This is a genomic window from Staphylococcus simulans (assembly GCF_002994445.1).
Taxonomy (GTDB): domain Bacteria; phylum Bacillota; class Bacilli; order Staphylococcales; family Staphylococcaceae; genus Staphylococcus; species Staphylococcus simulans_B.
This window is the reverse complement of sequence record NZ_MRZJ01000001.1, coordinates 591739-615062: the sequence shown is the minus strand read 5'-3', so window position 1 is coordinate 615062 and position 23324 is coordinate 591739. Positions and strand designations below refer to the sequence as shown.

Here is a 23324-nt window from a genome sequence, read left to right as displayed (position 1 = left end):
GGTCACTTGGATGGCATTTGAAGGATTATCCGATCGCTTGCAGGCGACCATGCAGAAAATGCGAGGAAAAGGGAAAGTGACTGAAGCGGATATTAAAGCGATGATGCGTGAAGTACGTCTCGCATTGCTTGAAGCCGATGTTAACTTTAAAGTCGTTAAATCATTTATTAAAACTGTCTCTGAACGTGCATTAGGTTCGGATGTCATGCAATCATTAACACCTGGACAACAGGTTATTAAAATTGTACAAGATGAATTGACGAAATTAATGGGTGGAGAAAATTCGACAATCAACATGGCGAATAAACCGCCGACAGTTGTAATGATGGTAGGTTTGCAAGGTGCAGGTAAAACAACAACTGCAGGTAAACTTGCTTTGTTAATGCGCAAGAAATACAATAAAAAACCATTACTTGTTGCGGCCGATATCTATCGTCCGGCTGCGATTGACCAATTAGAAACTGTAGGGAAGCAATTAGATATTCCTGTATACAGTGAAGGCGATCAAGTTAAGCCGCAACAAATCGTTGAAAATGCATTAAAACATGCAAAAGAAGAACATTTAGACTTCGTTATCATTGATACAGCAGGTCGTCTGCATATCGATGAAACATTGATGAATGAATTGGCAGAGGTTAAAGAAATATCTAAGCCGAACGAAATCATGCTGGTTGTAGATGCGATGACTGGTCAAGATGCGGTCAACGTTGCACAATCATTCGATGATCAATTAGAAGTAACAGGTGTTACGTTAACAAAACTTGATGGTGATACACGCGGTGGTGCGGCACTTTCAATTCGTTCTGTTACACAAAAACCTATTAAATTTGTCGGTGTGAGCGAGAAATTAGATGGCTTAGAACTCTTCCATCCAGAACGTATGGCATCACGTATTTTAGGCATGGGTGATGTGCTGAGCTTAATTGAAAAAGCGCAGCAAGATGTCGATGAGTCAAAAGCAAAAGACTTAGAAAAGAAAATGCGTACTGCTTCATTTACGCTGGATGATTTCTTAGAACAGCTTGATCAAGTTAAAAACCTTGGTCCACTAGATGAAATCATGAAAATGATTCCAGGTATGAACAAAATGAAGGGTATGGATAAACTGAATATGAGCGAAAAACAAATCGATCATATTAAAGCAATTATCCAATCAATGACTTTAGCTGAACGCGAAAGACCAGAAATCTTAAACGTATCCCGTAAGAAACGTATCGCAAAAGGTTCAGGCCGTTCTCTTCAAGAAGTCAATCGTCTGATGAAACAATTCAATGACATGAAGAAAATGATGAAACAATTTACTGGCGTAGGCAAAGGCAAAAAAGGCAAACGCAGTCAAATTGAAAATATGATGAAAGGCATGAATTTGCCGTTCTAATAGGTAAAATTAGTGTTGTGTCTATCCGCACAGCACTTTTTTTACGCGAAATATATAAAAAAATAAAAATGGTAAAGAGAAACCTCTTTACAAAGTTTCTGATACCTGTTATTATTATTTCTTGTAGAAAAGAAAACAAAGACTCAAAGGAGAGAATTATACATGGCAGTTAAAATCCGCTTAACACGTTTAGGCTCAAAAAGAAATCCATTCTACCGTATCGTAGCAGCTGATGCTCGTGCGCCACGTGATGGTCGTATTATCGAACAAATCGGAACTTATGATCCGGTAACTAAAGACAAATCTCAAACAGTTAAAATCGACGAAGAGTTAGCACTTAAATGGTTAACTAACGGTGCGAAACCAACTGACACAGTTCACAATATCTTATCTAAAGAAGGTATTTTGAAAAAATTCGAAGAACAACGTCATTCTAAGTAAGTTAAGCAATAAGTTGCTTTAATCACATAACCCTGAGACAATACAGTTGTCTTAGGGTTATTATTAAGTAGAAATGTTTTTTAACACAAGACCACATATTGGAGGCCCAGTGCATATGAAAGTAGAAGTCGGCAAAATTGTAAATACACATGGTATTAAAGGCGAAGTTAGAGTCAAATCTAATTCAGATTTTACAGAAACACGTTTTCAACCTGGCGAAGTTTTAACAGTCAATCATAAAGGTGACACACTTGAGTTAACTGTGGCATCTTACCGCAAACATAAAGACTTCCATATGCTTACATTTGAAGGTATTAACAATATCAATGATATTGAGCATTTAAAAGGTGATATCTTAACACAAGAACGAGATCACGAAGCCATTGAATTAGATGAACATGAGTATTACTATTCCGATATTATCGGCTGCACTGTCTTTGATGGTGATACACCGATTGGTCGCGTGAAAGAAATCTTTGAAACCGGCGCTAATGATGTATGGGTAGTTCAAGGCGATAAAGAATACTTGATTCCCTATATTGCAGATGTGGTACAAGATGTAGATGTATCTGGACGCCGTATTCAAATTACGCCATTGGAAGGAATGTTAGACGAGTGAAAATTGATTATTTAACGCTGTTTCCAGAAATGTTTGATGGCGTACTGAATCATTCTATTTTAAAGCGTGCACAAGATAAGTCAATCATATCAGTGAATACAGTCAACTTCAGAGATTATGCGGTGAATAAGCATAACCAAGTTGATGACTATCCGTTCGGCGGCGGTCAAGGGATGGTATTGAAACCAGAACCTGTATTTAATGCGATGAAAGACCTTGAGACAACAGAACAGACACGTGTAATTTTAATGTGTCCGCAAGGCAAACCTTTCTCACAAGCAGTCGCGCAAGAATTAAGCCAAGCAGAACATTTAGTATTTATCTGCGGTCATTATGAAGGCTATGATGAACGTATCAGAGAGCATTTAGTCACAGACGAAATCTCCATCGGAGATTATGTATTAACTGGCGGGGAATTGCCTGCGATGAGCATGACAGATGCGATTGTACGATTAATTCCAGGCGTGCTTGGAAATGAGCAGTCTCACCAAGATGACTCTTTCTCAGACGGCTTATTAGAGTTTCCGCAATATACACGTCCAAGAGAATTCGAAGGGATGACAGTCCCTGATGTGTTATTATCAGGCAATCACGCTAAAATCGATGCTTGGAGACACGAACAAAAGCTGATCAGAACATTTGTCAAAAGACCAGATTTACTAACAAAGTATCCATTATCATCAGAAGATGAAAAAATACTTGAAAACTACAAAAACCAATTGAAAACAAAATAGCAGTATGCTAATATTATTTAAGTGTGCTAAGCACGAAAAATCACTATGGTCCGCTGCTATTTTGTTGTCGAGGCAAGAACATAGTTTGAAGGAGAGAATAAATAATGAGTAATCACAAATTAATCGAAGCAGTTACTAAATCACAATTACGCACAGACTTACCTAACTTTCGTGCCGGAGACACAGTACGTGTACACGTACGTATCGTCGAAGGTACTCGCGAACGTATCCAAGTATTCGAAGGTGTAGTAATCAAACGCCGCGGTGGCGGAGTTTCAGAAACTTTCACAGTTCGTAAAATTTCTTCAGGTGTTGGTGTTGAACGTACATTCCCTGTACACACTCCAAAAATTGAAAGAATCGAAGTAACTCGTCGCGGTAAAGTTAGACGTGCTAAACTTTACTACTTACGTAACTTACGTGGTAAAGCTACTAGAATTAAAGAAATTCGCTAATTTTAGACAGATAGACATACGAGTAAACCAGGCTGTTCCTAGTGAGGGACAGTCTTTTTTGTTCTTTTAGAAAGGTAATGATATATAAATATTAGTAAATAAAAATGATATATAGTAAACTAAGTGGAAGCAGTATTCAGAGTAGTACAACTATTTATCTGAATATTCTGTCTATATGACTTTGTACATCAGAGTTCAATACACCCAGAAGGAGTTGGAAAGTCGAATGAAGAAGGTAATAATATTAAGTTTAAGTGTGTTAATTATCATCGGTATATTTGCGGTGACTACAGTTAGAAATCAATTCACAGATCGATTTAATCCTTTCTTGCGCATGGAATATTCATATGCACAAGTAGACAAGGGCACGCAAAGGTATGAGAATATCCAAGCCTACTCAAAATGCGGTGAATTTGTACCTTATAAATTAGATTTCTTAGGTTTTGATCCGAATAAGCAATATGTGGTGATTGTTCATAAAGGTAAATATGTTAAAGAAATGCATTATGTTAAATCTTTGCCGTATCAAGTAGAGCAGTCTTATTAAAACTGACAATGAAAAAGTAAGCCGAAATGTTTCATCTCTCTGCTTTTTTGTCACGCGTTCAAAATTAGTGTTCTTTTTTTCTATACATTTCGTTCAATATGTGCCACAATACAAGTGGTTTAATATAATTTAAAAAGAAATTGGAACATCTGTTTATGATGCGACAAACCATCAACTAGGAGTGAACAACTATGAAAATCATGCAACTAACAGATTTACATATCGGCAGTCAGCCATTTAAGGAAGAAGATGTGAAAACATTCAAGCTGATTGAAAAAATGGTGAAAGAACAAACACCTGATGTGATTGTTATTACAGGTGATTTGATTTGGAGTAAAGAAGAAGGTGCACTCGAAACATTTAAAGCTGTGATTGACTTCTTCGATAGTTTGAAAGTACCATTTGCGGTGACTTTAGGTAACCATGATAGTGAATCAAATTATAACAGAATGCGTTTATGGGAAATCATTGATAAATCAGTAATGCATGTAAAACGTGAAGGCGGCGCAGTTTATAATGACTGTTACTCTTATTTCTATACTTTAGACAATGGCATCAGAATTTATATGCTTGATGCTGGCGACTATGCAAGAGCACCGTTTGACGGTTATGCTTTTGTGACTTATGAACAACAAAAATGGTTGGTTAATCGTGCTAAAAACAGAACAATGCCAGACCAACTATTTATGCATATGCCATTACCTGAGTATACGGATGCGGCACAACAAGGCTATGTCGGAAACTTTAACGAAGATGTATGCCCACCACACGTAAATAGCGGGTTATGGTACCAACTTTATTACAATACAACTATCAACGGTGTATATTGCGGCCACGATCATAATAATGACTTTGTATCTAATTATTACGGTATTCAATTAAATTACGGCAGAGTAACAGGTTATAATGCATATGGTAAATTAAAACGAGGTGCGAGAATCATTGAATGGAATGATAAACTCAACCGTAATACTTACATTATTGAGGCAGAAGAAGACCAAGATGATGTGAAAGAAGAAACAGAAGCATAAAATCTGATTGAATAATAGTATACTTGTTAAACAATAGATTAAAAAAACAAACACGTTCTCTCCTTTTCAACTAGGATGAGAACGTGTTTGTTTTAGTTAGATAAATTCATCGAGGTCAATGATATTAGTAGGGTTTGAAGCGGTGCCGTTTTGCTTTTGTAGGGCTTGATAGGCTTTTCTAGTATAGCCTCTAAGTGACCAAAGGTTCAGTGTGTTATACATAACGGTAATGTGTTTGATAATAGATTTAGCAGGGATACCTTTAAAGAGTCCGTCTAGTTTCCATTGGTTGACGCAATCTTCAATGTCTTCTTCTCTCGGCAGCATTTTGATTTGAGGCAGAAGGAAATCTTCGATAACCGCAACTTCTATATAAGTGCAGCAATCTGTAATCATATCTTCTGTCACATTTACATTCATCATTAAAAAGTCGTAACTCTTTAAGAAATCAGTCTCTTCAAAATAATTGTAACTGTTTGCAACGGTATCTAACTCCTCAAGGGATTCAGGTATATAGTATGGAATATCGACATATATCATATCCAATTCCGGAATGACTTCTTGTATTGTCGCATTAGCTAAATAACCTTGTTCTAGTGCATATTCGCATTTGAAGTAAACTTTAGAAATCAGAGCCTTAATTGACGTTGCAGTTTCATCGGCTTCAAAGAAGCGGTTGTATAAGGTTGTGACTAAGGATAAAGGCAAGAAACCATAAACACTGATCAGGTTAATGAAAAAACTTGATTTTTCTTCATTGTACATTCTATCGAGTATCTCAGCGTATACATAATCTTTAGTTAAAACATTTAATAATGTTTCTGTTTCTATGTCAGTCAAACGATTTTGGCACAGATCTGTTATCCATTGTTTTTCTTTCTGAGGTTCCAGTTCTTTGCCGGTGAAATCTTTTAGTGTGTGAATGAGGATGGCCATCGGATCTATGTTATTTGTTTTGAAAAAATGTTTTAATTGTTCAAATAATTCAATAGGCAAGTACAAAATATCATATTCAGGATTACTGAAAAGGAAAAACAACGCACGATTCTTTCCAGGTACTTCTGCACCTGTATAACTGTTTCTATCTTCAAATACCATCAATGAAAAGAGCACACGTATCGGCGGAATATTTTTGATTAACTTTTCGATCAAATCAAACTCATTGAGTATTTTTTGTGCGAGTCGTGCACATTTTTCTTCATGTGTGAGACGTTCATAATCATTAATCTGTGTTATCTTGCATAAATGTTCGAGTGTTTTCGCATCTATATTTTCTGCTATACAATCATTAAATCTTTTAGTTTCATAACTTCTGCAATGCTTTTCTGTTTCTGTTAATCGATGGATAGTTTTTTTGGCAAAACTGTTCAATTCGGGTAAGGTTTCAAATTGATGATTAAGATAATGCTGATTATAGAAATTTAATAGTTCGTGTGAGATGAAATAGCGGTTTTTGCCGAAGGGCATCAAAAATTTGGATTGTTTTAAATGTACCAGCTTATCATATTGGGATCTTGTCAGTGTATATATAGAATGTTGATTTTTTAAAGCAGAATGAAGGATTTCTTTTTCTGCTAAATACAACATATCTATATAGCGCTGCATCAGAGCTTCGTAGGTACAAGTGCTTTCTTTGAATGAAGGTGCTGAATCGTTGGATACATCAGTTGTCAGTTGCTGCAGTAATTCTAATAGGTGTTGCTTGCTTTCTTCTTTATAATTTTCATCTTTCACAGTATTGTACCAAACCTTTCTGAATTTTATTGTTTTTTCTGAAATTTCATGAGAATAGTATAAAAGTCAGAGCAATGTTTGCATAGACTGTTAAAGCACTCAGTAAAATAAATGCAAGCGACTAGTAAAAATAGTGTGTATATAAAAAATACTGGTATGCAGAAGCGGTTCACTTTGCATACCAGTACTAAAATTTTTTTATGATTTGATTTTGCGTTTTGATAGGAGTCTGCACCAAAAAATACTTAATACCAAACCAATAATAGAGATTAAGATTAACGTTTTGAATAAAGGCGGTTGATATTTCAGATGAATATCTGTTTGACCTTTTTCTGTTTTAATTACAGTCATAATACCATTACCTTGTTTTACTTCTTGCTGCTTACCGTCAATTACTGCGTATAAGCCTTTTCTATAAGCAGTAGGCAATACTAAATTTCCAGAGGCTGCTTTTGGTTTTTTGATATGCAGACCATCCTTTGCTTTTGTAACCTTAACCGGTGTTAATGATTTTTTTGCATTTCTTAAAGTTGCATAATCTTCACCGTAAATACCTTTGATATTTAAACGGTATTTGCCTTTCGGCAATTGCAATTTTAATTTTGGTGATGCTTTTACTCTCATCGTCACCGGTGAGACAAATCTGCGGTATTTATAATCAAGTTCATTTCGTTTTTGTTTATACTCGTTTAATTTTACATAATGTTCTGTTGAAGGAGAGATACGTTCAACGTCCATTTCTACATACATATCTTGATACTGATTTGCTAGGGCAGGCGGCAATGATAATGTGACACCGCCTTTATCTTTTTGCACTTGTATGTGGTTGCTATCCACTTGTTTGGCATCACGTAAATCAGTTTGAGATTGAGACAATAAATTTTGATTCGGTTTAAAATCAGAATTACCTTTTTGATGCTCCCAAACCACACCAGTTAACATGGCTTGTTCTTTATCTAAAGGTGATTTCAATTGATCCATATTAAATGTGTTGTTGGTAATATGTGCGGCAGGATAATCGATTTGATTATGTGAATGAATAAATGTCGCATCTTTATCTTTAATCTTGTCTTGCTGCTCAAAGCCGTAAGGCATATTCTTATCAGATTCCATTTTGAAACGATCCGTCACATCCCAAAGTGCCATTAAATTTGCACGATTGTTAAATAAACGGTAAGTACTGTTTTTATCGACAGGCATATTGATTTGCATAGTTTTGTCATAGTACTTCAAGATTTCACCATCAAAGATACTTGAATAGAGTGAAATGCCGTTATAGTCGTAAATGAAAGGCGAGTTCAGTCCATAACCGCTCATATAGTCAATACGCATTAAATCATCCTTGTTTTGGGCTTGCAGCGCTTTGATTTTCTTGTTCAACGGCTGGCTGAAATAATCATGTTTGGTAACTTGAGCAATATCAGTTTCATATTCTGAGAGTGTATTGTGCTTATATTCTTTCAGCTGCCAATATTGCTGAAGCAAGATAAGCAGGACTAAGCTGATTTTGAGCCAGCGGTTTGTTTTGCCTTTAAACATCACTATTATGACAGCTAATACAATGATAATCAGCACTGTACTGATCCACCAGTCCCAATCTCCTTTAGCAAAGCGAGAAGAGAAATATAAAACACCGAAAGCTGGAATACAAGCAACAATCAGTGAAACAAGCGACATCTCTGAAATATGCTGAATCATGAGTGCGACTAAAAGAGCTGCGGCCATGGTAAGAATATACACCCATCTGCGCTGCGGAATTGAAAAGCCGTTAAAGAAACTGTCGAATGCGTTGGTAAATGAACCTAAGATAAAGATCCAAGTGATAATCGCAAACAAACGGTAGTAATAATGGCGATACAATTTAAATTGCAGCAGGGCTATGATTACAAGTATTGAAAGTATAATATGGAACCCTGATAAAAAAGTCTGCTTTTGTGTGTTCAATAAATCTACGAAGAACGGAAATTCCAGCAATGGATTTTGTTTTCTGTCATTGTGTAAAAACGAACTGACACCTGTATAAAAACCATAGCTTGAAATCATCAGACTTAAAATGAATGTTATTGCTGTAATGTATATTTTTTGTGTCTTAGTTAAAATATCCTCTTTATATTGGAAGAGCGTTCTGTAAATGAGATAACCGCCGATAATAATCGCTTCATAGTAACTGAAGTAAAAGTTTGAAATCAATGTTAAGGCTAAGCCGACAATCAACCAGCCCGCACGTCGTTCTCTGAATAATTTTTCAACACCGAGCAAGGTGATTGGAAGATAAATGAGTACATCTCCGTAAAATGACCAAGTAAAATTGAAATACAGCATAACGTTAGATGCAGTGTACAAAATCGTACCGATTAAAGCAGTATAACGTTGTAATTTGAAATAGCGCATCATATAGTACGCTGCGATAAATGTCAAAATAGCTTTGACTATCGCAAATAATAATTGGTTGCCTGGCCAAAATTCTATACTGCTTGGATTCATATGTAAGAGATGTTCACCTAACCACACAAAGAAAAAGTTCAGATACGTGAGCGGTGAAGTGGAATAGTAATACGCTAAATCGGTAATATAGTCTCCGCCTAAACCGAATGAGATATCATAGAAACTGGCAAAGTGCGTCACATGCTGATAAAGATATTTTTGAAACGGCATCATTTGTCTGAAGCCGTCTCCAACACCGCTGAATACAATCTGATGCTTCATGTAAGCACGAAGTGCCGGATAAAAGATTATCAACATCATCACTGCAGCTGTGCCGGCGATTTTAAGAAAACGTATGAAATTTTGCTTTATGTTTGATCTCATTGTCTGTCTCTCCTGAATTAAAAATACATATATTGAACATTATTAATGTACTCTATATACCCTCTTTAATTTTAGCAGTAACTTGATAAGGAAAGGAAATGTTTTAGTAGTTGACAATGTTCTGTAAATTAAGACATTAATGAATCACGCATATTCTCAAGCGGATAGGGAATAAAAGTATAGGAATAGTTAATATGGGTAAACAATAAACCGATACATTAATATGGAGGTAATAATAATATGGTTGAAGTAAGAAATGAATCAGGCATTACACAAGTTGCAGCTAATGTTGATAGAGTGGCAGCATTAGAGTATTCATTTGTAGAAGATTTACTGGCATTAGGTATTAAGCCAGCTGCTATTGCTGATGACGGCAATGCAGAAAACTTATTTGACGCAGTCAGAGAACAAATCGGCAGCTATGTTTCATTAGGGGATAGAAAGAATCCGGACATTGAAGCATTAAGAGAAGCTGAACCGCAACTGATCATTGCTGACGGTGAACGCCATCACAGAATTTATAGAGACCTTGAAAAAATTGCCCCTACAATTTTACTTGAAAGTTTTGATGGCAACTATGAACAAAACGTAGAATCATTCAAACTGATCGGTAAAGCAGTATCAAAAGAACAAGAAGCGAAAAAACGTGTTGCAATTCATGAACAAAAAATCAAACAAATCGAAGATGAAATCACTGTCGACAAACATTTAGGTACACTTGCTGCAGTGGTAACAGACAATCATATCGTAGGTCATGATGCGAACAGTTATGTCGGTCAATTTTTAAAACGTCTAGGCTTTAAAATGGCAATCACACAAGCAGATTCAAAAACATATCCAGAATATAAAGATGGACCGTATCTGAAATTAACAGATGAACAATTAAAAACATTAAATCCAGAACGTTTAATTCTGATGGTAGACGATGAAAACTCAGAAGCGCTTGAAAAATTACGTCAATCTGAGGTTTATAATACAATCAATGCGAAGAAAAACAACCGCATTCATTTCGTCAGCCGTGAACTTTGGGCAAAATCTCGCGGTGTCATTGCTTCTGAATATATCGCAGAGGACTTAACTAAGTTTGAAGAATAGTTAGATATACTATTCATAACATCAAGCAGCCAAGGTGCTGTTTGGTGTTATTTTTTTTATTTATTCAATGATTTTCAGCAAAATAGGGTAATGAATGTTAATAATGAAAAATCATGGGAGTGAATAGTATGGAATATGAAGTTCAAACACTTGAAGAGATGAATGTAATCGGTTATTTAAGTAAATTTGCGACAATGCAAGATGCACAACAAGGTTTGCCGAAAGCATGGCAGGCATTTAATGAAAATGGACAAGACAAAGTATTAACAGAGCTTAGTAATAATAAATTGGATGGATTCTTAGGCGTGATTGTTCCGACAGAAAGCGGGATGAATTATTTGATTGCAGTAACATCAGATAAAAAATCAGAAGCAGGACTGCACCCCTATACATTGCCTGCAGGGAAATATGTCGTCGCAGATGCAAAAGGACCGGTTCCTGAGGCAATACAGCGTGTCTGTGAAAAGGTATATAATCCTCACTACTTAAGTGAATTAGGTTTCAAGATGAGACAAGCACCAGGTATTGAATTTTACCCGCATGGCAATCCTATGGCAGATGACTATGCAGCAAAAGTATATGTACCTGTAGAAGAATAGATAGTATTTAAACAAACAGGATGTATTTGCGAAAGAGACAACTAGACTTTTTGCATATACATCCTGTTTTTATTTATTGTATTTCATTTTTTAAGTTATAACACTTTAAGTCCTGCTGTTTCTAATGCTTGTTTATCCTTATGATCAATTGCATCATCAGTGATGAACCAATTAAAATCTTTTGCATCGCTGATTTTAGCAGTAACGACTTTATTGATTTTACTGCTGTCTGCTGTTAGGTAACATTGCTGCGAAATATGCATCAGACGGATTCTGGTTGCAACTTCTTCTAAGCTGTAATCAGTAATACCATATTGAGCAGATACACCGCTGCAGCAAAAGAACCCTTTATTAATATTCAACCGTTCAAAATTGAATAGAAAGTCAAATTGCGTCAATGATTGTTCAGACGCTCTGATTTTGCCTCCGATAGAAATTAAGTTATGCCCATACTCCATACATTGTATTAAAACAGGAATAGAATTCGTCACAATGGTAAGGTTGCTTTTACTGTCTAATCCTCTAGCAATCTGCAAAGTGGTAGATCCGCTGTCTAAATAAATACAATCTCCGTCTTGAATCTCTTTTAATGCTTTTTGAGCAATACTTTTCTTCTTGTCTAAATGACGATCTAATCTGCGTTCAATCGCAGATTCTCCATTTTGTTCTTTATTGATTCTGATTCCGCCATATTCTTTAATCACTAAATCATCTTTGACTAACTGTTGCACATCTCTGCGTAAAGTTTCCATAGAGATATTAAGTTCCTTATGTAAGGTCTTTAACTCCAGGAAGTTATTTTTTTCTAGTTTTTGTATAATTTCAGCTCTTCTTTCAGTAGGAAGCATCGTCGTTTCACCTCATTATCGTATTACTAACATCATACCCCCGAAATGATTAGAAATAAACAAAGTTGGTAATAATATAGTCATAACTTAATCAATACTTACACATTTTTAACACTGACTTAATAATCATTTCTTATACTTTGAGTATACCAAAGCGGAGGTGCTTATTATGCTCAGTTTAAAAAATGTGACAAAGCAATACGACAACAATGAAGTATTAAAGGACATTAACTTGGATATCGAAAATGGAGAAATCGTAGCGCTATTAGGACCAAGCGGTTGCGGCAAAACGACTTTACTGAATATGATTTTAGGATTAACAGAAGTAACAAGCGGTGAAATTCATTTTAATCATTCACCGATTCATCATGTACCAATGCAAAAAAGAGGGTTTAACATTGTCTTTCAAGACTATTGTTTATTCCCTCATTTAAATGCACGCGACAATATTATGTATGGTTTGAACAATTTAAAGAAAGATCCGAATACAAAAGAAGTTTCGGATTTAATCGAATTACTAGAATTACGTCCGCATTTATACAAAAAGATTCATGAATTATCAGGCGGACAAAAGCAAAGAGTTTCGATTGCACGCACAATTGTTATGGAACCGAAAGTACTATTAATGGATGAACCTTTAAGTGCGCTGGACGGCATGATTAAAGAACGTATTAAAGACATGATTATCAAAGTAGCAAAATCATTAAATCTAACAACGATTATTGTGACACATGATCCAGAAGAAGCATTGACAATGGCAGATAAAATTGTGGTGATTCAAGAAGGAACAATCGCACAATTCGGTACACCGGAAGATATAATTCATCGTCCGAATTCAAAGTTTGTAAGGCAATTTATTTTGAACCAATTGGAAATCAAGCGTCATCATATTTATCAATTGTTTGGTGAACAACATGGTGCATAAATTATGGAGTCAGCGCATTATACAAATCTTATTATTAGCATTCTTTATTATCTTTTTAATCTTGCCGATACTGTTGCTGCTGGGGCGTTCAGTAGTAGATAACGGGCAGTTAAGCGGTGTGTATTTTAAAGAAGTATTAACGAATCCTGAAGTGACGAAAGCATTGTTTCGAAGTTTGAAATTGTCTTTCATCGCCGCATTTATTACAGCGGTTTTAGCATTTTTGACTGCATATGCGCTTCAAGTCACAGCGCTGCCGCGTATGCTTAAACAATATACACATGGCATGGTGATGCTGCCGATGTTAGTACCGACGATTACTTACGGTTTCTTGTTGATGTATTTATTCGGTAATGAAGGTATTATTGCTCGGTTTTTAGGCGAACCATTATTCACTGTCTATGGTGAAAAGGGGATGCTTATCGGATACATTATTTATACGTTGCCGGCAGCTTTTATTATCATCAATAATGCATTTAATTATATTGATCATCGTTTTTTCTATGTTTCTCAACTCATGCATGATAATGGGCTGCGCAGATTTTATCATACATTGTTAAGACCGTTAGTCATTCCTATCGGCAATGCCTTTATCTTGTCATTTATTTTAAGTTTCACAGATTTTGGTATACCTGCTTCAATCGGAGCGGACGATACAGTGATTTCTATCTTGCTCTATCAGACGATCTTAGGTTCGATTCCTAAATTTGCACAAGGTGCAGTCATTGCGATGATTATGCTGCTTCCTGCATTGCTCGGATTTATATTTTTGACAGTGATTGAAAGATGGAATGTCGAACATCGCTTTGCACAACAATACAGTCCGAACAAAAAGCCAATACACGACAGTATTATCGGCACACTTACTTTTATTTTAAGTACGATTATTTTAGTGATATTTATGGTGATGTTTGTCGTACCTTTCACGACTAATTATCCCTACAATATGCAATTTACATTAAAACATATTATTAATTTACTGAAAGATGAAGTCTTAGTTCATGTGTATATGCAATCGGTCTTTGTGGCTGTTTGTACAGCTGTATTTGGTACGATTATCGCTTTCTTCAGTGCGATTATCAGCACACGTACACAATTAGCCGGTAGAAAAGGACTTAATGTGATCGCTATGCTGACGAATACAGTGCCGGGTATGATTTTAGGTTTAGCATATTTGCTCTTCTTCCAAAACAGTACGTTAAAAGGCACATTCTTAATTGTGATTCTCAGTATCGTGGTGCATTATTTTACAACGCCTTATTTAATGGCTAAAGGTGCCATGGAAAAGTTAGATAAGTCATGGGATGTGACGAGTATGTTATTGAAAGACAGCTGGTTTGAAACGGTCTTTAAAGTGATTTTACCGAATATGAAGACTACCATTGTTGAAATGATTAATTACTATTTTATAAATGCAATGGTAACTATCAGCGGTGTTATCTTCTTAGTTTCGACGTCCACTCAAATTGTTTCGACACAAATCAACCAGCTGCAGCACTTTAATAGATTCACAGATATCTTTATTCTATCTATTTTAATCTTACTGACGAATATTATAGTACGCGTAATCAGTCACCTTTGGTTGCGTTATGACAAAAGGAGGGAATTGCGTTGAAAATTAAAATCGTGTTAGTCAGTTTGCTGTGTTTGGTGCTGCTGTATTTCTCATATGTTGGTTTAGGCTCTTCTTCCGATAAAGTGATTATTCAAACCAATGCCGATGAAGAAGCGATTGCTGCGATGGAGAAAGCTTTAGATACACATGGCTATAAAGGAGAATATATTATTCAGCCGCAGTCTACATCTGAATTAGGCGGGAAAATTATGGCAGAAGGCAAAAATATCGAAGCGGATATCATTACACAAGCAAGCTACTATTTAGAAAGTGCACAAAAAGAACATGATATGTTTGCGACAATGCCATCTTCTATTCAGCAACAAGAAATCAAACAGTATCCCGGCTATATGACTCCTATTTTAGGTAATATGGGTTCATTGTTTGTAAATACGAAAGCACTTAAAGAAAAAGGATTGCCGATGCCGCATACAATTAAAGATTTAACGAAGCCGGAATATAAAAATGAAATTTCCTTCCCGAATATTATGGATTCTTCAACAGGTTGGCTCTTGTTGCAAGGTGTGCTTGATCAATACGGAGAAAAAGAAGGCAAACACATTATTGAGCAGCTTATTGTCAATGCCGGACCGCATTTAGAAAGCTCAGGTTCAGGACCGTTGAAAAAAGTTCAATCCGGAGAAGCGACAGTAGGTGCGGGATTAAGAAACCAAGCTATTGATGCCGAGAAAGAGGGAGAACCGATTAAGTATATTGATCCGACTGAAGGCAACTTTGCTTTGACAGAAGCAGCGGCAGTTGTGAAAAAAGGCGGAGAACGCCAGCAAAAAGCACAAAAAATGGTAGCAGTGATTCAAAAGTATGGACGAAAAGATTTATTGAAAGAATATCCAGTACCGCTATATAAAGGTGAAAAAGTAGATGAAGCGATGAAGCCGAGTCATCCAAAAGCATGGCCGACGCCTTTAACTGTGAAGTTATTAGATCAGCATCAAACCATCTTTAATGAAGCTAAGAAAGAAGCGGATATTAAAAAAGAACAAAAAGGGGGCAAATAATCATGGCACATGATTATAAATTATTAACACCAGGACCATTGACGACAACAAAGAAAGTAAAGGAACAAATGTTAGAGGATAGATGTACATGGGATAATGATTATAAGTCAGTTACACAAGATATTCGCAAGCGCCTATTAGATTTAGCAGGTGTCGATGCGGATGAATATACGACAGTTTTACAACAAGGAAGCGGAAGTTTTGTTGTAGAAAGTGTGTTGCAGACAGCATTAAGCCAAGATGATCATATCTTAATCCTCAGCAACGGTGCATACGGCAACCGTATGATTGAAATGGCAGAACGTATCGGCAAGCGTGTGACGGCTTTAAGATTTGCATATGACAAAGTCCCGGACTTCGAAGATGTGAAAGCATTGGTACAAGAAGATAAGACAATTACGCATATTGCGATGGTACACTGCGAAACGACAACCGGAATGCTTAATCCTATTGAACCTTTAACACAAATTGCACAATCCTTTGATCTGAAAATTATTATAGATGCAATGAGCAGTTTCGGCGGTTTGCCTATTGATGTCGCATCATTAGATATCGACTACATTATCAGCAGTGCGAACAAATGTATTCAAGGTGTTCCAGGATTTGGTTTTGTTATCGCAAAACAGGATACATTAAAAGCAACGAAAGGGAATGCGCATAGTTTAGTGCTGGATTTATATGATCAATGGCAAGTAATGGACAAAGATGAAGGCAAATGGCGCTATACATCACCGACACATGTAGTTGCGGCATTCTTAGAAGCATTAGTTGAACTAGAAGAAGAAGGCGGCATAGAAGCAAGGCATCAACGCTATCAAGAAAATAATGCCTATTTAAGAAAGCATTTAGCAGATATCGGCTTCACACCGTATATCAAACAAGCATATCAATCGCCGATTATCACAACATTTTTATACCCTTATCCAGAATTTGATTTTGAAGACTTTTATAATCAAATGAAAGCGGAAGGATTTGTATTGTATCCAGGGAAATTAATGGATATTCCTTCATTCAGAATCGGTAACATTGGAGATTTAAACGTTGAAGACTTAAGTAAATTAATTCGTAATATCCGTCAATATATTTTAGAGGAGGAAGTGCAACATGATTAATAAAATAGAAGGTGTCATTTTCGATTGGGCAGGTACAATGATTGATTTCGGCTGTTTTGCGCCGGTACACGTTTTCGTTAATATCTTTAAAGATGCAGGAATTGATGTAACGATTGAAGAAGCAAGAGAACCTATGGGAATGCTGAAACGTGATCATATTCAAGCAATGTTAGAAATGCCGCGTATTAAAGGATTATGGGAAGAAAAACACGGCAAATCACCAGAAGAACAAGACATTGATCAGCTTTATAATCAATTCGAAACACAATTGATGCAGACACTTGAAGATTTCACTACACCGATACAAGGCGCTGTAGATACAGCACATTGGTTAAAAGCAAAAGGTATCAAAGTCGGTTCTACTACAGGTTATACTTCTGAAATGATGGAGGTTGTAAAACCTAATGCCGCACAGCAAGGCTATGAACCAGACTTTGTAGCAACTGCAGACTTAGTCGGCAATCATGGCAGACCTTATCCTTATATGATATTTAAAAATATGGAAGTACTTGAACTGCAAAATGTCCAACATGTCGTTAAAGTCGGCGATACAGTTTCTGATATACAAGAAGGTGTTAACGCAGGCGTAATCACAGTAGGTGTCATCAAAGGCAGTTCACTATCAGGTTATAACGAATCAGACTGGCAACAACTATCAGTAGATGAACGTACTGAAATCGGTAAAGCGGTCAAAGCAAAATTCGAAGCCAATGGCGCAGATCATGTTATTTACAGTATTGAAGAATTACCAGGATTAATCGAATCATTAAATGCATAGTTAAGAGTAAAATTTAAATAACCCAGAGAGTAATAGGAAACATTTCATGGTTAGACGTGGAATGTTTCTTTTTCTATTTCTAAACATGTCTCATCTTGTATCGCAACTCCAGGTATGAAGTTTGAAAAGATTGTATATAAAGAAAAACATATGAGAATAAATTTAAAAGTGTTAACAATGATAATTTGTTATTTATTAAAAGTTGATATAAAAATCTCATCACTATATGCTAAGGGTGTATATCTACAAACAAAGGGGGAAATTGATATATGAAAAAAGCTAAATTAGATCATGTTATTTTTTGGCCGTCACTAATCGTTTTGTTAATCATAACCGTGACTTTGATTATTACAAAAGATTCGGCAGAGGTTGTTTTAAATCATATTTTAACTGGTATTAACAACCGTATGGATTGGGTCTTTGAGTTTTTAGTTTTCGGTTTATTTATTATTCTGCTTTATATCGTGTTCAGCAGATATGGAAAAATAAAACTCGGGGATTCTAAACCGGAATTCAACAACTTTAGTTTTGGTGCGATGTTGTTCTGTGCTGGTATGGGGACTAGCATAATGTTCTGGTCAATGATAGAACCTATGTATTATTACCAAGGTCCGCCATTTGGTTTGAAACCGAAATCACCTGAATCTACTGAATGGTCATTAGCTTATGGTATGTTCCATTGGGGAATTTCTGCATGGTGCATTTATGCATTGCCGACGATAGTCATTGCATACTCATTCTATATAAAGAAAAATCCTTCTCTAAAAGTCAGTCAATCTGTTAAAGGTGCTTTAGGAAAATACTCTGACGGTGTCATTGGCAAAATCATTGATATTCTAGTGATCTGGAGTTTAGTCGGAGGTCTTGGGACATCCCTAGGTTTAGGAGTACCGATGATTTCAGCAGGTATCGGGGAAGTTTTAGGAGTAGAACAATCTACTTTATTGAACATTATTATTATTGTGATCTGGTCAGCGATTTATATTACGAGTGCTTCGCTTGGGCTCCATAAAGGTATTAAAAATCTTAGTAACTTCAACGTTTATTTAGCTCTCGCATTAGCCATATTCGTCATTATAGTCGGACCTACATCATTCATTTTGACGTACTTTACAGATAGCTTGGGTATTATGTCTAACAACTTTTTACGTATGAGCTTTTATACAGATGCGATTAAGCAAAGCGGATTCCCGCAATCTTGGACAGTGTTCTACTTTGCTTGGTTTGCGACCACTGCACCTTTCATGGGCTTGTTCATTGCCAAAATTGCTAAAGGGCGTACATTAAAGAACCTTATTTTAAATGTCCTTGCATGGGGAACGTTAGGAAGCTGGCTGTACTTTGCAGTGTTTGGCGGATATACTATTAATTTGCAAATCACTGAAAAATTTGACGTTGTAAAATCTATGGCAGAGAATGGTGATGCTGCAACGGTAATTGAAATATTAAAAACATTGCCGGTAAGTTGGCTAGTGATTCCTTTCTTCGTTATATTAGGATTTATTTTCCTCGCAACGTCGTTAGATTCAGCTGCTTATATTTTGGCTTCGACTGCATCTAAAAAAGTCGGAGGCGGTATAGAACCGCCTATGTGGCACACAATCGTTTGGGGCGTATTGATGGCCTTGTTATCTATTTCCTTACTGTTGATAGGAGGGCTTGATGTCATTCAAACTTCAGCAGTTGTGGTTTCTGTCCCTATTGTTTTGATTTATATTTTATTGATTATTTCGTTGTTCAGATGGTTTAAACAAGATTTTCCAATTAAAAAGGAGGACTCATAATCAATGGGAGTATTTGATGTAGATTATAACAAAATTAATATTGTGAAAGATATGCCTTATGAAGTTGAAATTACACATCATACATGGATAACTATGTCAGATGGCACAAAACTTTCAGCAAAAATTTGGGCACCTGTGATGGAAGGTAAGAATAAAGGTACTGTCTTAGAATATTTACCGTACAGAAAAGATGATTTTACTGCTTTGCGCGATGAAATAAGACATAAGTACTTTGCAGGACACGGTTATACATCTGTCAGAGTGGATATAAGAGGGACTGGCGATTCAGAAGGCATTATCGATGATGAATATCCTAAAGTCGAACAAGATGATGGTATAGAGATTATCGAATGGATTGCAAAACAGCCTTGGTCCAACGGTTCAGTGGCTATGATCGGAAAATCCTGGGGAGGATTCAATGGTCTGCAAATTGCTGCAAGACGTCCTGAAGCGTTAAAAACAATTATTACATTATGTTCTACTGATGACAGATATGCTGATGATGTGCATTATCGCGGCGGCACTATGATGGCATCAGATATGCTTTGGTGGGCATCAACAATGTTTGCATATAATGCTCGTCCGCCGTTTCCTAAATTTGTAGGCGATCGCTGGTATGATATGTGGATTGACAGATTAGATAAAACACCGCCATTTGTGGAAAGATGGGTAGAAAATCAAACGAGAAACAGTTATTGGAAACATGGTTCAGTCAATGAAGATTATTCGGATATCAACATACCTGTGCTGACGATGAGTGGATGGGCAGATGCATACCCGAATGCACTATTTCGCTTGATGGAAAATTTAAATGTACCTAAAAAGGCAATTGTTGGGCCTTGGGCGCATGAGTTCCCAGACCTTGCAATTCCTGGACCTCAAATCGGTTACTTGCAAGAAGTGTTGGAATGGCTGGATAAATGGATGGAAAATCCAGATTATAAAGCACACCAAGATGAGTTTTTAGTTTATCTGCAAGATTCTGTCGAACCCAAAACTTCATATGCATACCGCTCTGGAGAGTGGATGGATTTATATCGTGAAAAAGTGGAACATCAAAATATTTTGAAAGATTTAGAGGGTTCTGTCAGATTGTTGAATTGCCAACATCACGGACTTTATTCAGGTGTATTTTGTCCATTTGGCCAAGAAGGCGATTTACCTGACGATCAAACAATTGATAATTCATTAGCTACTACGATTTCTTGTAAAATGTTTGATGAACCAATCAATATAATTGGTATGCCTATTGCAAAATTAAGGGTAAAATCAGATAAAGAACAAGCAAATATTCATGTTCGTCTTTCAGATGTACACCCTAACGGCAAGAAAACATTAATTACAAGAGGACAATTTAATATTAATCATTATCAGAGTCATGAATTCCCTGAAGCTTTGCCGACAGATCAATATGTGGATGTAGAATTTCCGTTAGATGTTGTCGGTTATCAGCTGCCGAAGGGACATCATCTTGAGATAACTATGTCTCCGACATACTGGCCGCAAGTTTGGCCTTCGCCTGAGATGGTGAACTTAGATGTGGATTTGGAACATTCGAAAGTTGAATTGCCGCATGTTAACACATTTGAACCTGTCTCATTAGACTATCCGAATTCAGAAACAGCTGAACCATTAGAAAAAGAAGTGATTAGAGAAGGAAGCAGAACAAGAGATGTCATCAAAAAATTAACAGAAGACAAATGGGTATTAGCGGATTATTCTGATGAGGGGCTAAGAAATTTACCGCACCTTAATATTACTTATGGTACAGAGAATTATAATGATTTTATTATTATTGAAGATGATCCGTTATCAGCACACGTAAGATGTACATGGGATGTCATTGTTAAAGATAACGATATAGATACTAAAGTCGAAACCATCAGCGATATGTGGTGTGATGAAGAATATTTCTATTTGTATAATCAACTTGTTGCTTATAACAATGGTGAACAATGCTTTGAAAAAGAATGGCGTAAAAAATATAAACGTAACTTTGTATAAAAACATTGGATCTGGAACTGTAATGGTTTCAGGTCCTATTTTCATTTTTTCATGACTCTCAAAATATAGTATAATAAAGAGAATGCGAATGAATAAGAACGTTATAAATGAAAGGTGATGAATCATGGTAATTCAATGGTATCCAGGGCATATGGCGAAAGCGAAACGTGAAGTGTCTGAACAATTAAAGAAAGTTGATGTTGTTTTTGAATTAGTAGACGCACGTATTCCGTACAGCTCAAGAAACCCGATGATTGATGAAGTTATTCAAAATAAGCCGCGTGTGGTGATTATGAATAAAAAAGATATGGCAAATTTAAATGAATTAGCCAAATGGGAAGAATATTTCAGAGGTAAAGGTTATTTCCCAGTGGCCGTAGATGCTAAGCATGGCAAAGGTTTAAAACAAGTAGAACAAGCAGCGATTGAAGCAACAAAAGAAAAGTTTGAACGTGATAAAGCAAAAGGTTTAAAACCGCGTGCAATTCGTGCCATGATTGTCGGTATTCCGAATGTAGGGAAATCTACTCTGATTAATAAATTAGCAAATAAAGCGATTGCGAAAACAGGTAATACTCCAGGTGTTACTAAGCAGCAGCAATGGATTAAAGTCGGCAAGTCGCTTCAATTATTAGATACACCAGGGATTCTTTGGCCTAAATTCGAAGATCAGATTGTCGGTAAGAAATTAAGCTTAACAGGTGCAATTAAAGACAGCATTGTGCATTTGGATGATGTTGCGATTTATGGTTTAGAGTTTTATAAAGCACATGCAATTGAAGCTCTGCAAAAGCATTATAATGTGGATTTAGATGCTGAAGCAGAAAATTTAGAATGGTTTGATGCGATAGGGCGCAGACGCGGATTATTGCAGCGCGGAAATGAAGTGGATTATGAGGCGGTCATTGAATTGCTGATTAATGACATCAGAAATGCCAAACTAGGTACACAAAGTTTTGATATTTATAAAGATATGGCAGATGAAATCAAATAATGGGACAGTCGATTAAGGGAATCAAAGCCTTGCTTCAATCTATTGATAGTATAGAGGCATTGGATGCACATGAATGGAACCAAGATACTAGAAAAGGTGTACAACAAGCACTTTTAAGCCGCAGGAAACAACTTTTAAAAGCACAAGCGTTGGTAGACAAATATGAAACAATGTCTGTTTATGAAAATGAAATATTGTCTCAAGATGCACAAGCTGTAATCTGCGGGATTGATGAAGTCGGCAGAGGACCATTAGCTGGTCCGGTAGTCGCATGTGCAGTGATCTTAAATGCAGGTCATGCTTATTATGGATTAGATGACTCGAAAAAAGTTTCATCAGCTAAAAGACTGGAACTTAAAACAGCACTTGAACAACATGCGACGTATGCTTATGGTCTGGCAACACCTGAAGAGATTGACGATTTGAATATTTATCAAGCGACTCAAGTCGCAATGATGCGAGCGATAGAAGCTTTGCCAAAACAACCGACGCATCTTTTGATAGATGCTATGGAGCTGCCTTTAGATATTGCGCAAACTGCAATTATCAAAGGGGACGCGAAAAGTGTTTCAATTGCAGCTGCGAGTATTATGGCTAAAGAATATCGTGATGCTTATATGCGTGAATTAAGTGCAGAATATCCAGGTTATGATTTTGAACATAACGTAGGCTATGGTACAAAAGCACATCTAGCAGGAATAGATAAGCTTGGGGTAATTCCAGAACACAGAAAAACTTTTGAACCGATTAAATCACTTACAACTAAAAATGATTAAAAATAAGGTTGGTGCAAATTGTAAAAAT

General features: G+C 36.3%; 21 protein-coding genes. 18 read left to right on the top strand and 3 right to left on the bottom strand.

The genetic code is table 11. From position 1 onward, the window contains the following. The first annotated feature begins 10 nt into the window (after window positions 1-10). The 7 genes from ffh (at window position 11) to C7N65_RS03040 (ending at window position 5205) form a co-directional block, all read left to right on the top strand. Window positions 11-1378 carry a signal recognition particle protein gene (gene ffh, locus C7N65_RS03070; protein ID WP_105992996.1) on the top strand — a complete coding sequence of 456 codons (1368 nt, stop codon included), beginning with the start codon at window positions 11-13 and terminating at the stop codon, window positions 1376-1378. Window positions 1379-1540: 162 nt separating this feature from the next. Then, window positions 1541-1819, top strand: a complete 279-nt coding sequence (gene rpsP, locus C7N65_RS03065) for a 30S ribosomal protein S16 (RefSeq protein WP_105992995.1) — start codon at window positions 1541-1543, stop codon at window positions 1817-1819. A gap of 115 nt (window positions 1820-1934) precedes the next feature. Next, on the top strand, window positions 1935-2438 hold the full coding sequence (gene rimM / locus C7N65_RS03060) for a ribosome maturation factor RimM (RefSeq protein ID WP_105992994.1): 504 nt from the start codon (window positions 1935-1937) through the stop codon (window positions 2436-2438). Next, window positions 2435-3172 (top strand): tRNA (guanosine(37)-N1)-methyltransferase TrmD, encoded by a 738-nt coding sequence (gene trmD / locus C7N65_RS03055; RefSeq protein WP_105992993.1) that lies wholly within the window; start codon window positions 2435-2437, stop codon window positions 3170-3172. Before rimM ends, trmD begins: the two co-directional genes overlap by 4 nt. 104 nt (window positions 3173-3276) lie before the next feature. Beyond that, window positions 3277-3627 (top strand): 50S ribosomal protein L19, encoded by a 351-nt coding sequence (rplS, locus tag C7N65_RS03050; protein ID WP_105992992.1) that lies wholly within the window; start codon window positions 3277-3279, stop codon window positions 3625-3627. A 226-nt stretch (window positions 3628-3853) separates the two neighbouring features. After that, a complete protein-coding gene (locus C7N65_RS03045; RefSeq protein WP_105992991.1) occupies window positions 3854-4174 on the top strand; it encodes a YxeA family protein in 321 nt (106 codons plus the stop codon). Between the two features lie 191 nt (window positions 4175-4365). Next, entirely contained in the window at window positions 4366-5205 is an 840-nt protein-coding gene (locus C7N65_RS03040; RefSeq protein WP_105992990.1) for a metallophosphoesterase family protein, read from the top strand. 96 nt (window positions 5206-5301) lie between these two features. Here C7N65_RS03040 and C7N65_RS03035 read toward each other — a convergent pair whose 3' ends face one another. Together C7N65_RS03035 and C7N65_RS03030 are read right to left on the bottom strand one after the other, a co-directional pair. Continuing rightward, the gene (locus tag C7N65_RS03035; protein WP_105992989.1) at window positions 5302-6939 is read right to left on the bottom strand and encodes a hypothetical protein; all 1638 of its coding nucleotides are present in this window, start codon (window positions 6937-6939) and stop codon (window positions 5302-5304) included. A gap of 198 nt (window positions 6940-7137) precedes the next feature. Further along, entirely contained in the window at window positions 7138-9747 is a 2610-nt protein-coding gene (locus C7N65_RS03030) for a YfhO family protein (protein WP_105992988.1), read from the bottom strand. A gap of 240 nt (window positions 9748-9987) precedes the next feature. Here C7N65_RS03030 and C7N65_RS03025 point away from each other — a divergent pair, with 240 nt between their 5' ends. Further along, window positions 9988-10842, top strand: a complete 855-nt coding sequence (locus C7N65_RS03025; protein ID WP_105992987.1) for an ABC transporter substrate-binding protein — start codon at window positions 9988-9990, stop codon at window positions 10840-10842. A 128-nt stretch (window positions 10843-10970) separates the two neighbouring features. Then, window positions 10971-11441 carry a GyrI-like domain-containing protein gene (locus tag C7N65_RS03020; RefSeq protein ID WP_105992986.1) on the top strand — a complete coding sequence of 157 codons (471 nt, stop codon included), beginning with the start codon at window positions 10971-10973 and terminating at the stop codon, window positions 11439-11441. A 95-nt stretch (window positions 11442-11536) separates the two neighbouring features. Here C7N65_RS03020 and C7N65_RS03015 read toward each other — a convergent pair whose 3' ends face one another. Then, window positions 11537-12289, bottom strand: a complete 753-nt coding sequence (locus C7N65_RS03015) for a DeoR/GlpR family DNA-binding transcription regulator (protein ID WP_105992985.1) — start codon at window positions 12287-12289, stop codon at window positions 11537-11539. 169 nt (window positions 12290-12458) lie between these two features. Between C7N65_RS03015 and C7N65_RS03010 the strand changes: the two genes are divergently transcribed. The 9 genes from C7N65_RS03010 to C7N65_RS02970 all read left to right on the top strand — a co-directional run bounded on the left by C7N65_RS03010 (window position 12459) and on the right by C7N65_RS02970 (window position 23296). Then, entirely contained in the window at window positions 12459-13214 is a 756-nt protein-coding gene (locus C7N65_RS03010) for an ABC transporter ATP-binding protein (protein ID WP_105992984.1), read from the top strand. Then, window positions 13204-14829, top strand: coding sequence for an ABC transporter permease subunit (locus C7N65_RS03005; RefSeq protein WP_105992983.1), 1626 nt, complete (start codon window positions 13204-13206; stop codon window positions 14827-14829). Before C7N65_RS03010 ends, C7N65_RS03005 begins: the two co-directional genes overlap by 11 nt. Continuing rightward, window positions 14826-15848 (top strand): extracellular solute-binding protein, encoded by a 1023-nt coding sequence (locus C7N65_RS03000; RefSeq protein WP_105992982.1) that lies wholly within the window; start codon window positions 14826-14828, stop codon window positions 15846-15848. Before C7N65_RS03005 ends, C7N65_RS03000 begins: the two co-directional genes overlap by 4 nt. Window positions 15849-15850: 2 nt before the next feature. Continuing rightward, window positions 15851-16960 (top strand): 2-aminoethylphosphonate--pyruvate transaminase, encoded by a 1110-nt coding sequence (gene phnW, locus C7N65_RS02995; RefSeq protein ID WP_105992981.1) that lies wholly within the window; start codon window positions 15851-15853, stop codon window positions 16958-16960. Continuing rightward, window positions 16953-17738: a phosphonoacetaldehyde hydrolase gene (gene phnX, locus C7N65_RS02990; RefSeq protein WP_199790643.1), complete on the top strand. Its 786-nt coding sequence runs from the start codon at window positions 16953-16955 to the stop codon at window positions 17736-17738. Before phnW ends, phnX begins: the two co-directional genes overlap by 8 nt. A gap of 269 nt (window positions 17739-18007) precedes the next feature. Continuing rightward, on the top strand, window positions 18008-19522 hold the full coding sequence (locus tag C7N65_RS02985; protein WP_105992980.1) for a BCCT family transporter: 1515 nt from the start codon (window positions 18008-18010) through the stop codon (window positions 19520-19522). 3 nt (window positions 19523-19525) lie between these two features. Beyond that, window positions 19526-21526: a CocE/NonD family hydrolase gene (locus tag C7N65_RS02980; RefSeq protein WP_105992979.1), complete on the top strand. Its 2001-nt coding sequence runs from the start codon at window positions 19526-19528 to the stop codon at window positions 21524-21526. A 124-nt stretch (window positions 21527-21650) separates the two neighbouring features. Continuing rightward, window positions 21651-22520, top strand: a complete 870-nt coding sequence (gene ylqF, locus C7N65_RS02975; RefSeq protein ID WP_105992978.1) for a ribosome biogenesis GTPase YlqF — start codon at window positions 21651-21653, stop codon at window positions 22518-22520. Further along, window positions 22520-23296 carry a ribonuclease HII gene (locus C7N65_RS02970; protein ID WP_105992977.1) on the top strand — a complete coding sequence of 259 codons (777 nt, stop codon included), beginning with the start codon at window positions 22520-22522 and terminating at the stop codon, window positions 23294-23296. Before ylqF ends, C7N65_RS02970 begins: the two co-directional genes overlap by 1 nt. Window positions 23297-23324: the final 28 nt, after the last annotated feature.

Excerpts from the sequence above, each read along its gene's own strand:
- ffh (WP_105992996.1), top strand. The coding sequence starts at position 11 with ATGGCATTTGAAGGATTATCCGATCGCTTGCAGGCGACCATGCAGAAA.
- rpsP (WP_105992995.1), top strand. The coding sequence starts at position 1,541 with ATGGCAGTTAAAATCCGCTTAACACGTTTAGGCTCAAAAAGAAATCCA.
- rimM (WP_105992994.1), top strand. The coding sequence starts at position 1,935 with ATGAAAGTAGAAGTCGGCAAAATTGTAAATACACATGGTATTAAAGGC.
- rplS (WP_105992992.1), top strand. The coding sequence starts at position 3,277 with ATGAGTAATCACAAATTAATCGAAGCAGTTACTAAATCACAATTACGC.
- C7N65_RS03045 (WP_105992991.1), top strand. The coding sequence starts at position 3,854 with ATGAAGAAGGTAATAATATTAAGTTTAAGTGTGTTAATTATCATCGGT.
- C7N65_RS03040 (WP_105992990.1), top strand. The coding sequence starts at position 4,366 with ATGAAAATCATGCAACTAACAGATTTACATATCGGCAGTCAGCCATTT.
- C7N65_RS03030 (WP_105992988.1), bottom strand. The coding sequence starts at position 9,747 with ATGAGATCAAACATAAAGCAAAATTTCATACGTTTTCTTAAAATCGCC.
- C7N65_RS03025 (WP_105992987.1), top strand. The coding sequence starts at position 9,988 with ATGGTTGAAGTAAGAAATGAATCAGGCATTACACAAGTTGCAGCTAAT.
- C7N65_RS03020 (WP_105992986.1), top strand. The coding sequence starts at position 10,971 with ATGGAATATGAAGTTCAAACACTTGAAGAGATGAATGTAATCGGTTAT.
- C7N65_RS03015 (WP_105992985.1), bottom strand. The coding sequence starts at position 12,289 with ATGCTTCCTACTGAAAGAAGAGCTGAAATTATACAAAAACTAGAAAAA.
- C7N65_RS03010 (WP_105992984.1), top strand. The coding sequence starts at position 12,459 with ATGCTCAGTTTAAAAAATGTGACAAAGCAATACGACAACAATGAAGTA.
- C7N65_RS03005 (WP_105992983.1), top strand. The coding sequence starts at position 13,204 with ATGGTGCATAAATTATGGAGTCAGCGCATTATACAAATCTTATTATTA.
- phnW (WP_105992981.1), top strand. The coding sequence starts at position 15,851 with ATGGCACATGATTATAAATTATTAACACCAGGACCATTGACGACAACA.
- phnX (WP_199790643.1), top strand. The coding sequence starts at position 16,953 with ATGATTAATAAAATAGAAGGTGTCATTTTCGATTGGGCAGGTACAATG.
- C7N65_RS02985 (WP_105992980.1), top strand. The coding sequence starts at position 18,008 with ATGAAAAAAGCTAAATTAGATCATGTTATTTTTTGGCCGTCACTAATC.
- C7N65_RS02980 (WP_105992979.1), top strand. The coding sequence starts at position 19,526 with ATGGGAGTATTTGATGTAGATTATAACAAAATTAATATTGTGAAAGAT.
- ylqF (WP_105992978.1), top strand. The coding sequence starts at position 21,651 with ATGGTAATTCAATGGTATCCAGGGCATATGGCGAAAGCGAAACGTGAA.
- C7N65_RS02970 (WP_105992977.1), top strand. The coding sequence starts at position 22,520 with ATGGGACAGTCGATTAAGGGAATCAAAGCCTTGCTTCAATCTATTGAT.